At 69.1% G+C, this 13,528-nt stretch carries 13 protein-coding genes; 9 read left to right on the top strand and 4 right to left on the bottom strand.

The window, feature by feature from the left end:
• The first annotated feature begins 38 nt into the window (after nucleotides 1–38).
• The 6 genes from nosZ to TSH64_RS31650 all read left to right on the top strand — a co-directional run bounded on the left by nosZ (nucleotide 39) and on the right by TSH64_RS31650 (nucleotide 6,807).
• Nucleotides 39–1,988, top strand: coding sequence for a TAT-dependent nitrous-oxide reductase (gene nosZ, locus TSH64_RS31620; protein ID WP_109453225.1), 1,950 nt, complete (start codon nucleotides 39–41; stop codon nucleotides 1,986–1,988).
• Nucleotides 1,989–2,179: 191 nt separating this feature from the next.
• Complete coding sequence (locus TSH64_RS31630) at nucleotides 2,180–3,541, top strand: nitrous oxide reductase family maturation protein NosD (protein ID WP_109451107.1); 1,362 nt, start codon at nucleotides 2,180–2,182, stop codon at nucleotides 3,539–3,541.
• On the top strand, nucleotides 3,538–4,464 hold the full coding sequence (locus TSH64_RS31635) for an ABC transporter ATP-binding protein (RefSeq protein ID WP_109451109.1): 927 nt from the start codon (nucleotides 3,538–3,540) through the stop codon (nucleotides 4,462–4,464). Before TSH64_RS31630 ends, TSH64_RS31635 begins: the two co-directional genes overlap by 4 nt.
• A complete protein-coding gene (locus TSH64_RS31640) occupies nucleotides 4,461–5,285 on the top strand; it encodes an ABC transporter permease subunit (protein ID WP_109451110.1) in 825 nt (274 codons plus the stop codon). Before TSH64_RS31635 ends, TSH64_RS31640 begins: the two co-directional genes overlap by 4 nt.
• Complete coding sequence (locus TSH64_RS31645; protein ID WP_109451112.1) at nucleotides 5,285–5,818, top strand: nitrous oxide reductase accessory protein NosL; 534 nt, start codon at nucleotides 5,285–5,287, stop codon at nucleotides 5,816–5,818. Before TSH64_RS31640 ends, TSH64_RS31645 begins: the two co-directional genes overlap by 1 nt.
• Nucleotides 5,818–6,807 carry an FAD:protein FMN transferase gene (locus tag TSH64_RS31650; protein WP_109451113.1) on the top strand — a complete coding sequence of 330 codons (990 nt, stop codon included), beginning with the start codon at nucleotides 5,818–5,820 and terminating at the stop codon, nucleotides 6,805–6,807. The genes TSH64_RS31645 and TSH64_RS31650 overlap by 1 nt, the downstream gene beginning before the upstream one ends.
• A 58-nt stretch (nucleotides 6,808–6,865) precedes the next feature.
• Here TSH64_RS31650 and TSH64_RS31655 read toward each other — a convergent pair whose 3' ends face one another.
• Genes TSH64_RS31655 through TSH64_RS31665 form a run of 3 tightly spaced genes read right to left on the bottom strand, consistent with a single transcriptional unit; the run spans nucleotide 6,866 to nucleotide 9,533 of the window.
• The gene (locus TSH64_RS31655) at nucleotides 6,866–7,792 is read right to left on the bottom strand and encodes a U32 family peptidase (RefSeq protein ID WP_109451115.1); all 927 of its coding nucleotides are present in this window, start codon (nucleotides 7,790–7,792) and stop codon (nucleotides 6,866–6,868) included.
• A 28-nt stretch (nucleotides 7,793–7,820) separates the two neighbouring features.
• Nucleotides 7,821–8,807 (bottom strand): peptidase U32 family protein, encoded by a 987-nt coding sequence (locus TSH64_RS31660; protein WP_109451117.1) that lies wholly within the window; start codon nucleotides 8,805–8,807, stop codon nucleotides 7,821–7,823.
• A gap of 6 nt (nucleotides 8,808–8,813) precedes the next feature.
• Nucleotides 8,814–9,533: an SCP2 sterol-binding domain-containing protein gene (locus TSH64_RS31665; RefSeq protein ID WP_109451118.1), complete on the bottom strand. Its 720-nt coding sequence runs from the start codon at nucleotides 9,531–9,533 to the stop codon at nucleotides 8,814–8,816.
• Between the two features lie 601 nt (nucleotides 9,534–10,134).
• Between TSH64_RS31665 and TSH64_RS36050 the strand changes: the two genes are divergently transcribed.
• The 3 genes from TSH64_RS36050 to TSH64_RS31675 all read left to right on the top strand — a co-directional run bounded on the left by TSH64_RS36050 (nucleotide 10,135) and on the right by TSH64_RS31675 (nucleotide 12,477).
• Nucleotides 10,135–10,275, top strand: coding sequence for a hypothetical protein (locus tag TSH64_RS36050; RefSeq protein ID WP_167421690.1), 141 nt, complete (start codon nucleotides 10,135–10,137; stop codon nucleotides 10,273–10,275).
• A 174-nt stretch (nucleotides 10,276–10,449) separates the two neighbouring features.
• On the top strand, nucleotides 10,450–10,602 hold the full coding sequence (locus tag TSH64_RS35730; protein WP_158285439.1) for a hypothetical protein: 153 nt from the start codon (nucleotides 10,450–10,452) through the stop codon (nucleotides 10,600–10,602).
• Nucleotides 10,603–10,755: 153 nt separating this feature from the next.
• On the top strand, nucleotides 10,756–12,477 hold the full coding sequence (locus tag TSH64_RS31675; protein WP_109451122.1) for a GAF domain-containing sensor histidine kinase: 1,722 nt from the start codon (nucleotides 10,756–10,758) through the stop codon (nucleotides 12,475–12,477).
• A gap of 88 nt (nucleotides 12,478–12,565) precedes the next feature.
• On the opposite strand, the gene TSH64_RS31680 is transcribed toward TSH64_RS31675, so the two are convergent.
• The gene (locus TSH64_RS31680) at nucleotides 12,566–13,468 is read right to left on the bottom strand and encodes an SDR family oxidoreductase (protein ID WP_109451124.1); all 903 of its coding nucleotides are present in this window, start codon (nucleotides 13,466–13,468) and stop codon (nucleotides 12,566–12,568) included.
• Nucleotides 13,469–13,528: the final 60 nt, after the last annotated feature.

The following is a 13,528-nucleotide window of genomic DNA, read 5'->3' on the forward strand; positions in this document are numbered from 1 at the left end:
TGACACCCCGCAAGGCGGGGGCAGCGAAGGAGCAGACCATGTCGAGCGAGACCAACAACAGCGCAGGCGTCAACCGCCGCGCGCTTCTGGGCGGAACGGCGAAGGCGGCGGCCCTTGCCGGCCTCGGCGGTGCCGTGGGCGGGGCGACCGCCGGCGGCATCGCGGGCAGTGCCCTGTTCGGCGCCACCGAAGCGATGGCCGCCAATGCCCAGGCCGGCCACCTCAACGCCGAGGTGAAGCCGGGCGACCTCGACGAATATTACGCCTTCCATTCCGGCGGGCATTCCGGCGAAGTCCGCATCCTCGGCCTGCCGTCGATGCGCGAGCTGATGCGCATTCCGGTCTTCAACCGCTGCTCCGCCACCGGCTGGGGCATGACCAACGAGAGCCGGAAGATCCTGACCGAGCATATGCTGCCGGAAACCAGGAAGTTTCTGGAGACGCGCGGCGGCATCTATCTGAACGGCGACGCCCACCACCCGCACATGTCGTTCACCGACGGCACTTACGATGGCCGTTACATCTTCATCAACGACAAGGCCAACACCCGTGTCGCGCGCATCCGCTGCGACATCATGAAGACCGACACCATCATCGAGATCCCCAACGCCGCCGCTATCCATGGTCTGCGCCCGCAGCGTTATCCGCGGACCGGCTACGTCTTCGCCAACGGCGAACAGCGGGTGCCGACCCCGAACGACGGCCGCGACCTGACCGCCACCAAGGCCTACAAGTCGCACTTCACCGCCATCGACGGCGACACGATGAAGATCGCGTGGCAGGTCTGGGTCGACGGCAACCTCGACAACACCGACGCCGACTATCAGGGCAAATACGCCTTCTCCACCTGCTACGATTCCGAAGAGGGCGTCACCGCGGCGGAGATGACCAGCGGCGAGCAGGACTGGGTCGTCGTCTTCAACCTGAAGCGCATCGACGAGGCGGTGAAGGCCGGCAAGATCCAGGCGGTGAACGGCGTGCCGGTGGTCGACGGCCGCCACGGCAGCCCCTACACCCGTTACATCCCGGTGCCGGCCAACCCGCACGGCATCAACGCCGCTCCCGACGGCATCCATGTCACCGTCAACGGCAAGCTGTCGCCGACCGTCACCGTGTTCGACGTGCGGCTGCTCGACGACCTGTTCGACGACAAGATCAAGCCGCGCGACGTGGTGGTCGCCGAACCGCAGTTGGGCCTCGGCCCGCTCCACACCGCCTATGACGGCCGCGGCAACGCCTACACCACCCTGTTCCTCGACAGCCAGCTGGTGAAGTGGAACATCGACAAGGCGCGGCGTGCCTTCAAGGGCGAGAAGGTCGATCCCATCGTCCAGAAGCTGGACGTCCAGTACCAGCCCGGCCACAACCACAGCTCGATGGGCGAGACCAAGGAGGCCGACGGCAAGTGGCTGGTGTCGCTGAACAAGTTCTCCAAGGACCGCTTCCTCAACGTCGGCCCGCTGAAGCCGGAGAACGACCAGCTGATCGACATCTCCGGCGACGAGATGAAGCTGGTGCATGACGGCCCCACCTTCGCCGAGCCGCACGACACGCTGATCGTCCACCGCTCCAAGGTGAACCCGCGCTCGGTCTACGACCGCAACGACCCGCTGTGGGAAGAGGCGCGCCAGCAGGCCAAGAAGGACGGCGTGGTGCTGGAGGACGACGCCAAAGTCATCCGCGACGGCAAGAAGGTCCGCGTCTACATGTGGCAGCGCGCCCCGGCCTTCGGTCTGGAGGACTTCACGGTGAAGCAGGGTGACGAGGTCACCGTCTATGTCACCAACATGGACGACATCGACGACCTGACCCACGGCTTCAGCATCACCAACTACGGCGTCTGCATGGAGGTCGGCCCGCAGGCGACCGCGTCGGTCACCTTCACCGCCGACCGGGCCGGCGTCTACTGGTACTACTGCCAGTGGTTCTGCCACGCCCTGCACATGGAGATGGCCGGCCGCATGATCGTCGAGCCGTCCTCGACCTGATCGACCGCTCTCCCCCTGCGTAAATCCCCCTCTCCCCCCCGGGGAGAGGGTCGGGGTGAGGGGGATGCAAAGCGTGGCGTCGCTTGGTGCGCAGGAGCTTCCGATCCCAGCCAATCCTCGCCACGCGCCCCCCTCACCCTAACCCTCTCCCCGGGGGGGAGAGGGGATCCCCCCACCGACGGACTCCCGCCATGTTCCTCCGCACCGCGACATTCCTCGCCGCCACCCTGGCCCTGCCGGCCCCGGCGCTCGCCGCCACGGCGACGGTCGCCCCCGGCGGGCTGGAGGCGGCGCTGGCGTCCGCGGCGCCGGGAGACACGCTGGTGCTGTCCGCCGGGGTCCATCCCGGCCCGCTGACCGTCCGCACCCCGGTCACCCTGACCGGCGAGCCGGGGGCAGTCATCGACGGGCAGGGCAGCGGCAGCACGCTCACCATCCTCGCCCCCAACGTCACGCTGCGGCATCTGGAAATCCGCAACTCCGGCCTCAGCCTGATCGACCAGAATGCCGGAATCTTCCTCGGCAAGGAGGCCCGCGGCGCGGTGGTCGAACACAACCGGCTGCGCGACAACCTGATCGGCATCTATATCTGGGGAGCGGCCGACAGCCTGGTCCGCCGCAACGACATCGTCGGCCGCACCGACCTGCGCGTGTCGGAACGCGGCAACGGCATCCAGCTGTGGAACGCGCCGGGCACCCGCGTGCTCGACAACAGCGTGCGAGAGGGGAGGGACGGGCTGTTCACCACCTCGTCCCGCAAGAACGTCTTCTCCGGCAACCGGTTCGAGCATGTCCGGTTCGCCGTCCACTACATGTACACCAACGAGTCCGAACTGACCGACAACGTCTCCGTCGGCAACAACGTCGGCTATGCGGTGATGTTCTCCAACACCCTGCTGATCCGCAACAACCGCTCCAGGGCGGACCGCGAACACGGGCTGATGCTGAACAACGCCAACAGCGCGCGCATCGAGGGCAACGTGATCGAAGGCCGCTTCGCAGGTGCGCTGTCCGACGCCGGCGAGGCGCTGCCCGACAGCGACATCCCGCGCGACAGCGAGGCGATGAGCGACCGGCTGCGCAGCGGCACCTGGAAATGCGTTTTCATCTACAACGCCAACAAGAACCGCTTCACCGGCAACCGGTTCGAGGGCTGCGAGATCGGCGTCCATTTCACCGCCGGATCGGAGCGCAACAGCCTGACCGGCAATGCCTTCATCGGCAACCGCACCCAGGTCAAATATGTCGGCACCCGCTACCTCGACTGGTCGGAGAATGGGCGCGGCAACTACTGGTCGGACAACGCCGCCTTCGACCTGAATGGCGACGGCATCTCCGACGAGCCCTATCGCCCCAACGACGTGGTCGACCGGGTGATGTGGGAGTACCCGGCGGCCAAGCTGCTGATGAACAGCCCCGGCGTCCAGGTGATCCGCTGGGCGCAGAAGCAGTTCCCGGCCCTGCACCCCGGCGGCGTGATCGACAGCGCGCCCCTGATGACGCCTCCCCCCATGCCGAGCCTGCTCCAGACTGCCGAAAGGAAACAGCCATGACCGACTTCACCGCACAGGTGCAGGGCGTCACCAAGCGCTATGGCGAGACCGAGGCGGTGCGCGGCGTGGATTTGACGCTGGCGCCCGGCGAATGCGTGGCGATGGTCGGCCACAACGGCGCCGGCAAAAGCTCGCTGATCAAGCTGATGCTCGGCCTGACCACCCCGACAGAGGGGCGCATCCGCGTACTGGGCGGCGACCCGGCCAGCGCCGCCTGCTCCCCCATCCGCCGCCGGATCGGCTTCCTGCCGGAGAATGTCGCCTTCCACCCCAGCATGACCGGGCGGGAGACGCTGGACTTCTACGCCCGTCTGAAGGGCGCGCCCTGCCGCGACAACGACGCGCTGTTCGAGAGGGTCGGGCTGGAGCCCGCCGCCATCAAGCGCCGCGTCGGGACCTACTCCAAGGGCATGCGCCAGCGCTTGGCATTGGCCCAGGCCCTGCTCGGCGGCCCGAAGCTGCTGTTCCTCGACGAGCCGACCACCGGCCTCGACCCGGCCCTGCGCCAGAGCTTCTACGCCATCGTGGCGGAGCTGCGCGACCGCGGCACCACCATCCTGCTGTGCAGCCACGCTTTGACCGAGCTGGAAGGGCAGGCCGACCGCGTCGTGGTGATGAACCGCGGCCGCAAGGTCGCCGACGGCTCGCTCGCCACCCTGCGCAGCCTCGCCCAATTGCCGGTCCGCATCCGCCTGACCCTGCCGACCGGCGACATCGACGCGCTCGCCGCACGGGTGGGGGAGGGCGCCGCGCTGACCCGGCTGGCCGGCGGCGTGGTCGAACTGGCCTGCGCCAACGACGACAAGGTCGCCCTGGTCCGCCGCATTTCCTGCAACGGCCTCGCCGTCGATGACATCGAGATCCTCCAGCCCAGCCTGGACGAGATGTACGCCCATTTCCTGCGCCGGGAGGCTGCCGAATGAACACGCTGCTCATCATCGCCGGCAAGGAACTGCGCGAGGCGACCCGCAACCGCTGGGTCGTCGCCACCACCCTGCTGATGGCCGCACTCGCCCTGACGCTCAGCTTCCTCGGCTCCGTCCCCACCGGCACGGTCGGCGTCGGCCCGGTCGAGGTCACCATCGTCAGCCTGTCGAGCCTGACCATCTTCCTGCTGCCGCTGATCGCCTTGCTGCTGTCCTTCGACGCCGTGGTGGGCGAGATCGACCGCGGCACCATGACCCTGCTGCTGTCCTATCCGGTGGCACGCTGGCAGCTTCTGCTCGGCAAGTTCCTCGGCCATGCCGCGGTGATCGCGCTGGCCACCGTGGTCGGCTACGGCGCCGCCGGGGTGGCGCTCGCCATGGGCGGCACCGCCATCGGGCCGGAGAGTTGGCGCGCCTTCGCCGCGATGATCGGGTCCAGCGTGATGCTGGGCGCCGCCTTCACCGCGCTCGGCTATCTCGCCTCCACCATCGTCCGCGACCGCGGCACGGCGGCCGGCATCGCGGTGGCGGTCTGGCTGGGATTCGTCCTGCTCTACGACATGGCGCTGCTCGGCATCCTCGCCAGCGGCAGCGGCCTGGGGGTGGAGACGCTGAACTGGCTGCTGCTCGCCAACCCGGCCGACGCCTACCGCCTGTTCAACCTGACCGGCTTCAAGGGCGTCAGCGCCTTCGCCGGCACCGCCGGGCTCACCGCCCATGTCCAGCTTTCGGTCCCGCTGCTGCTGGCGGTGATGGCCGGCTGGATCGCCGCCCCGCTGGCGCTGGCCGCCACCCTCTTTTCGAGGAAGCAGATCTGATGCGCACCCTCCGAACCCTCCTTGTCGCCGCCGCCCTCCTGGCACCGCTCGCCGCCTGCAAGCAGGAGAGGGCGGAGGTCGCCCCGCCGCCGCCCGCCACCCTGACCGCCGACGCCGTCGGCCATTACTGCGGCATGAACCTCGCCGACCATTCCGGCCCCAAGGGCCAGATCCTGGTGAAGGGGCAGGAGCGGCCGATCTGGCTGTCCTCCGTCCGCGACACCTTCGCCTTCACCATGCTGCCCGAAGAGCCGAAGGAGATCGGCGCCATCTACGTCACCGACGTCGCCAAGGCGACAGACCCCGCCGCCCCCGACATGACGGCCTGGGTGGAGGCGCGCAAGGCCTGGTACGTGCTGGGCAGCCGCTTGCGCGGCGGAATGGGCGAGGCGGAGCCCTATCCCTTCTCCGACAAGGCCGCCGCCGAACGCTTCGCCGCCGCCAACGGCGGCACGGTCCTGCGCTTCGCCGACGTGCACGAGGACCGGATCCTCACCCCGCCCGCCGCCACCATGGCCGAGGGAGAGCACTGATGCTGAACAGACGCCGCTTCCTCGCCATCGGCGCCGTCGCCGCCGGCCTGTCGCTTCTGCCGCACCGGCTGCTGCGCGCCGAAGACGTCCCTGTGCGCGTCTGGCGCGGCGTCGCACTCGGCGCCGACGCCAGCCTGACCATCGCCCATCCCGACGGGGCGCAAGCCGACCGCCTGATCGCGCTGAGCCTGGAGGAGGTGGAGCGGCTTGAGCGCGTCTTCAGCCTCTACCGCCCCGACTCCGCGCTGCGCCGCCTGAACCGCGACGGCCGGCTGGACGACCCGCCCGCCGACCTCGTCCGCCTGCTGTCCGAGGCCGCCGCCTTCGGCCGCGCCACCGGCGGCGCCTTCGATCCAACGGTGCAGCCCTTGTGGCAGCTCTATGCCGGCCATTTCGAGCGCGCGGACGCCGACCCCGCCGGCCCGCCGGAGAGTGCCGTCCGCGCCGCCCGCGCGCTGGTCGATGTCCGCGCCCTGCGGGTGGAGCCCGACCGCATCGCCTTCGCCGCCAAGGGGATGGCGGTGACGCTGAACGGCATCGCCCAGGGCTACGTCACCGACCGCGTCAGCCAGCGCCTGAAGGCCGAGGGCATGGACAATGTCCTGGTCGACATGGGCGAGTTGCGGGCGCTCGGCCATCATCCCTCCGGCCGCCCCTGGACGGTCGGGCTCGCCGATCCCAGGGCGCCGGACCGCAGCACGGAGACCGTGGATCTCACCGACGGCGCGATGGCGACCTCGGGTGGCTACGGCACGCAGTTCGACGCCGCCGGCCGCTTCACCCACCTGTTCGACCCCGCGAGCGGCGCCTGTGCCGCCCAATGGCTGGCGGTCACCGTGCAGGCGCCGGACGCGACGACGGCCGACGCCCTGTCGACCGCCCTGTCGGTGGTGCCGGCGGACCGGGCTCCGGCCATCCTGGCCGCCTATCCCGGCGTGACCGCCCGCTTCACCCACCCCGACGGCCGCATCCTGCGGCGGCCCGCTTGAAGGACGGCGACGAGGCTGCGGCAATCCCCTCTCCCCCCGGGGAGAGGGGGAGCCCCCCTCACGCCACCCGCAGAGCCCCCGCGGTGTCGTGGTAGAAGCCGTTGACCAGCGGCGCGTCGATCAGCCCGCCCAGTTCGGCGGCGACCTCCGCCCCGTCGCGCCGCCCGTCCAGCACCGCCCGGAACGCCTCGGCGACCCGCACCATGTCCATCGCCTGCGGCGACAGGCGGAAACGGTCCACCCCCATCGCCACCAGCGCCGGCATCTCCGCCGCCAGGCACAGGCAACCGTGCGACATCGTCTGGGTGCCGTTGACGGTCAGGAAGGGCTGGCCGTCCATCGTCGTCACCGGCATGCCGTCCGGGTCGTTGCCGCAGACGAACTGGCAGCCGTCCTTGTGCAGCCCATGGGCGCGCGCGTGATAGCAGCGGGCCGAGATGGCGAGCGGCGCCCGCCCCCAGACCTGCACCTCGGTCTCGATCCCCAGCTCCCGCCCGGCCTTCGCCAGCACGGCGACGGTGGCCGCCGGCAGTTCCGCCGGCAGCGACACCGCCACCGCCCCGCGCCCGGCCATCCAGCCCAGCGTCGCCTCGTTGTAGACGTTGATCGTCGGCCCGACCGCATGGGGCCGCCCGGCCAGCAGCGCCAGCGCCCCCATGTCGTTCGCCTCGACCAAACCACCCTCCGGCAGGCCGCCATCGGGCAATGTGGCATCCGACCTCACCAGATCGCGCATCGCCGAACGCTCGCGCTCGCTGCCGACCAGGATCGGGCTGGCGAGCCACACCGTCTTGCCGGCGGCGGCCAGCCGTTCGATCACCTCGCCCATCGCCTCGGCGAAGAAGGGCGCCCGCTTGAAGCAGACGATCTCGCCGACGATCACCGTGTCCACCGGCGCCTCGTCGGCGATCCGGGCGTAGAAGTCGCGCCAGCGGTCGACCGGCCAGTTGAACAGCACCGGCCCCAAAGTGAGTGACGCAGTCATTCCGTAAAACTCCTCAGCGCCCAAAGGCTTATCGCCACGCGCGCGTATAGGCTCCGGTGGTCTGGGTCCCGCCCTCGACCATCGCCTGCAGATCGATGTGCGGCACCGGCCGTCCGGCGGCGAAGGTTTCCAGCGCCTCGCGATAGGCGCGGACCACCGCGGCGATATAGGCCTTGCCGCGCTGCCGCCCCTCGATCTTCAGCGCCCGCACCCCGGCCGCCTTCAGCTCCGGCAGCAGGTCCATGGCATTCAGGCTGGTCGGCTCCTCGAACAGGTAGGCCGGCCCCTCCCCGGCAACGAAGCGGCCCTTGCACAGCGTCGGATAGCCGGCCTGCTCGCCCTCGCCGAAGACGTTGATGGTGAAGCCGCCCAGCGTCGAGGCGAGCGCGCCGCCCCGCTGTTCGTAGCGGACATGGTTGGCCGGCGAACAGACGCCCTGCTTGTTGGGCGACAGGCCGGTGGCGTAGGAGGACAGCGAACAGCGCCCCTCCGCCATCGGGCAGAGGCCGCCGAAGACGAACACCTCGGTCTCGATGTCGATCTCGGCGTTCAGCCTGGCGATTTCCGGCACCGTCAGCACGCGCGGCAGCACGACCCGGCGCACGCCGAAGGCCTCGCGGTAGAGCCGGATCGCCTCGACATTGGCGGCCGACGCCTGAACCGACAGATGCAGGCGCAAATCGGGATGGCGCTTCGCGGCATAGTCCAGCAGCCCCGGATCGGCCAGGATGACGGCATCCACCTTCAGCCGCGCCGCATCGTCCACCGCCTTCCGCCAGGGGCCGAGATTGCCCGCCTGCGGGTAGGTATTGATGGCGACATAGACCTCGACGCGGCGCGCATGGGCGTAATCGACCGCGTCGGCCACATCCTGCCGGGTGAAGTTCAGCCCCGGAAAGTTGCGGGCGTTGGTCTCGTCCCGGAAGCCGAGATAGACGGCATCGGCCCCGGCATCGACGGCGGCCCGCAAGGCGGCCGGCGTCCCCGCCGGGCAGATCAGCTCGAAATTGTCCATGATCCCCTACGCCCCCATGCCCGGCAGCTTCCCCGGCAGCCCGCCGGGCGGCGTCCCCGCCGTCCCGCCGAGCCGTGCCTCCAGCCGCTCGATCCCGCGGCGCAGCGGCGGCGGCAGCAGCCGGCGCGCCGCGTCGATCCGGTCCAGCACCGGCCCGGCATTGCGCCGCAGCACCGGCAGGGCGCGGGCCAGCGGCCCGGCGATGGAGGCGGCGTCGGCCACCAGATCCATCTCGTCCTCGCCGTCCAGCGTGTTGCGCAGCGCCAGGATCAGCGCGGTGTCGCCGGAAATGCTCAGCTCGCGCCGGAAGAACAGCGCATCGCCGTCGATCCGCCCTTCCAGCAGGTCGAGCAGCTTGTCATAAGGCCCGCGCACCACCGCATCGGCCCCCGCCTTGCCCAACGCCTCGCCCACACCGTCGGCGCCGCGCGGCAGGGCATGCAGCGACATCTCGGGCCCGACGCGCATCAGCAGGGCGACCGGCGCGTCCACCGGCTCGATCAGCACGCGGGCGTCCGGCATCTCGCGCAGGGCCTCGAAGGCGCGCGGATGACAGTCGGCCAGCAGCCGCAGCAGCCGGGCGAGCAGCGCATCGCTGGCCCGCCGCCCCAGCCTGGGCACCAGCCCCAGCCCGGCCCGGCTCAATCCGGTCTCGAACCGGCGGGCACGCTCGCCGGCGGGGGAATTGCAAACGGAAACAGTCTGTGCGGCATCGGGATCGCGCATGGGCGGCTTCCCTCCTCATCGGTCATTCCGCCGCCCATGAAAGCCGGTAACCGCCTGACGTCATTGACCTCGGTCAAGTTCAAGCTTGAAAAAGCCCTTGGCGTCAGGCCGCGCTCGCCGGCACAGGAGCGGCCGCTCATGGTCGTACAGCCGGCGCTTCCCCCGGCCGATGCGGTGTTTCAGCGCAGCGCCCCGAAGGACCGCCGGGGCCTGCCAGGGGATCACGCCCGGGATCGCGCCCGGGATCGCGCCCGGGATCACACCGAGCGGCCGATTTTCCGGCCGGGGCATCCGCTGTATCTTCGATGGCTGTATGAATCTCAACGGTGCATTGCATGCATGTCTGTTGACATTGTAGGCCTCAACAGAGCATACATCCACGCATTGTATGGATGAATTGATTGGATTTCCTCCTGGGGAACCAAGCGATGCCATCCAAGCAGGCGTGGCCGCCTCTTCGGTACAGCCACGCCAACCCAGCCGTCTGTCTTCCGCGCGCAGGCGCGGCAGACAAGGCCCCGCGCCCGACCCGACCGCCGTCGGCATCCGCTGACGAAGGACGGCGTCCTGTCCTGACGTTATTCGCAGGGAGATGTTCAAGATGTACGACTGGTTCCCTCTGGTCTTCTTCCCGTTCAAGATCATCGTGTTGGGCACGGGGATGTTCTTCGCCATCAAGTGGCATCACGACCGGGCGAAGGAGGAACAGGCGAAGAAGGACAACGAAGCCGGCAGGCGGTAAGCGCCCGCCGACGCTGCCGGGTTCCGCTCGATCCGCGCTTCGCAATGAGCCGGGCTGTGGCACCGCTCACAGACCCGGAGGCCGGATGCGTCCAGGATCGCCCCATCGCCGCCGACCATCCCCCGGTCGATTGAACGGCACCGAGATGTCAGCCCTTTCGGACGGAGCGATCCCATGACCATCCTCTGCATCAGCGCCGCCACCTCGATCCTGAGCCTGGGTCTGCTGGCCGGGTTCGACCTCTGCGTCGCCCTGCCGCCGAAAACCGCCGGGGCAAGGGCCGCTGCACCCGCCCGCCGCCGGTCCGGCGAGGACATGATGGGCTGAAGCCCGGCCGATCCCCGGCCCTTGCAACGGCCCGACCGCGCCATGCCCCCGGTCGCGATCAGGTCTTCGTCGATGTTCCTATCCTTCGGAACGGGATTCGTGCGAAAGTGCCGACTTGCAGAAACGGCCTTCGCCGGAGAGGACCGTACCGCGATGGATCAGCGCTCCAGGCCATCCACGCCACTCGCCACGCTCACGAAAGCGCTCGCGCAGATCTCGCGGGCCAGAAGCACGGACGATGTCGTCGCGACCATCCGGGCCAGCGCGAGGTCCCTGATCGGCTGCCAGGGGATCGCCATCGTCCTGAAGGAGGGCGACCTCTGCCATTATGTGGAAGAGGACGCGATCGGTCCGCTGTGGAAGGGGCAGAAGTTTCCCGCCTCCGCCTGCATCAGCGGATGGTCGATGATCAACCGGAAAACCGCCGTCATTCCCGACATCTCGCTTGACGAGCGGATCCCTCATGAACTGTACCGCGAAACCTTCGTGCGCGCGGTCGCGATGGTGCCGGTGCGTGCCGATGACCCCATCGCGGCGATTGGGGCCTACTGGTCGCAGCCCTACAACCCGGATGGCTGGGAAGTCGAAACGCTCGAAGCGCTGGCGGAAGCCGCCGCGACGGCCCTTGAGACCACCGAGGTCATTGCGGCGCTGAAGGCCGGCCAGCAGGCGCAGCCCCGCATATTGGGGCAGAAGACCGCTGCAGAGGACTTCGCCGGGACCGTTGGCAAGGTCTCCGGAATCGCGGCCGTACCGACCATCCTCGATGTCGTGCTGCGCATGACGGGCATGGGCTTCGCGGCCGTCGCCCGTGTGACGGAGACACGTTGGGTCGCCTGTCAGGTGCTCGACCCGGTGGGCTTCGGTCTGAAGCCCGGCGACGAACTGCCGGTCGAGAGCACGCTCTGCAACGAGATCCGGAGTCATCGCCGGACCATCGTCTTCGACGACGCCAGCGCGGATCCGCAATATTGCGACCACCATACCCCCCGGATCTATGGGCTGAGGAGCTATATCTCCGAACCGATCATCCTGGCGGACGGCGAGTTCTGGGGCACGCTCTGCGCCATCGACCCGACCCCGGCCAAGGTCGACAACCCGCAGGTGCTGGGCGCCTTCAGGCTTTTCGCCGAACTCATCGCCCATCATCTCGACGCGGAGGCCCACCTCAGATCGACGACCGCGTCGCTCGACCGGGAACGTGATCTGGCGAACCTGCGTGAACAGTTCGTCGCGGTGGTGGGACACGACCTGCGCAACCCCATCGCGGCGCTGGACGCCGGGACGACCCTCCTGCTGAATGGCGGCTGGACCCACCAGAGCCCGCTGGTGCTCAGGCTGATGAAGGCGAGCCTCTCGCGGATGTCCGGCCTCGTCGAGAACGTCATGGATCTGGCGAGGGCACGGATAGGTGGGGGCATCGCCCTTGCGGTGGCGGAGGGCGATCTCGCGGCCACTCTCCAGCACGTCGTCGACGAAATGCGGATCGCCCATCCCGGCCGTGAGATAACCGCACTGTTCGACCTGCCTGCGACCGTCACCGCCGATCATCCCCGCCTCGCCCAAATGGCGTCCAACCTGCTGTCGAACGCCGTTACCCACGGCTCCGCCACGATGCCGGTCCGGATCGCTGCCGCCGCCGTCGCGGGCGAATTGACCATTCGCGTAACCAACGCGGGACGGCCCATCCCGCCGGAACAGGTCGATACGCTCTTCCTGCCCTTCAGGCGGGGGGAGGGGAGGACCGAAAGCAGGGGGCTGGGCCTGGGGCTCTACATCGCATCCCAGATCGCCCAGGCACATGACGGCAGGATCGACGTGCGGTCCGACGCCGACGAGACATGCTTCACCTTCACGATGCCGTTGAAGGCCTGACATCGGGGGAGGGAAAGGAACCGGGCAGGATGGAACACCACCCGGAACCCTGTTCCACGCCGTTCCATCCCCCCTGAAGCGCCCTCCCTTACGGTTGCCCGCTGCCGCCCGCCGCACCATAGACATGGCCGGTGGTGAAGCTGGCATCCTCCGCCGCGAGCTGGACATAGATGCTGGCAAGCTCGGCCGGTTGGCCGGGACGGCCGAACGGGGTCTGGCTGCCGAACTGCTTCAGCTTCTCCTGGCTGGCGCCGCCGCTGACCTGCAGGGGGGTCCAGATCGGGCCGGGGGCCACGCCGTTGACGCGGATGCCCTTGTCCGCCAGCTGCTTGGCCAGCGACTTGACGTAGTTCATCGTCGCCGCCTTGGTCTGGGCATAGGCGTAGAGGTCCGGCGTCGGGTCGTAGGCCTGTTCCGACGTGGTGCCGATGATGACCGAACCCGGCTTCAGGTGGGGCAGGGCGGCCTTGATGATCCAGAAGGGGGCGTAGATGTTGGTCTTCATCGTCGCGTCGAACTCCTCGCTGCTCACATCGAGGATCGACGGGAAGGCCTGCTGGCGCGCCGCGTTGCAGACGACGATGTCGAGCCCGCCCAGCCCGGCGACGGCATCGGCCACCAGCTTCTTGCAGAACGCCTCGTCGCGCAGGTCGCCGGGGATCGCCACCGCCTTGCGGCCGGCCTCCTCGATCAGGGCGACGACGTCCTGGGCGTCCGGCTCCTCGGTCGGGAAATAATTGATGGCGACGTCGGCGCCCTCGCGGGCATAGGCGATGGCGGCGGCCCGGCCCATGCCGGAATCGCCGCCGGTGATCAGCGCCCGGCGCCCGGCCAGCCGGCCGGAACCCTTGTAGCTGGTCTCGCCATGGTCGGGCGGCGGATCCATGTCGCGGGCCAGCCCCGGCCAGGGCTGCGACTGGCCGTTGAAGGGCGGGCGCGGATATTTCGTGCGGGGGTCCTGCGGCGTGACGGTGTCGTCCTTGCGGTCCATGCCTGTCTCCTGATCCGGCGGTCTGTGTGCGATGCGGCGATGCCTCGCACACAGAACCGG

The sequence above is a fragment of the Azospirillum sp. TSH64 genome, assembly GCF_003116035.1.
GTDB lineage: Bacteria > Pseudomonadota > Alphaproteobacteria > Azospirillales > Azospirillaceae > Azospirillum.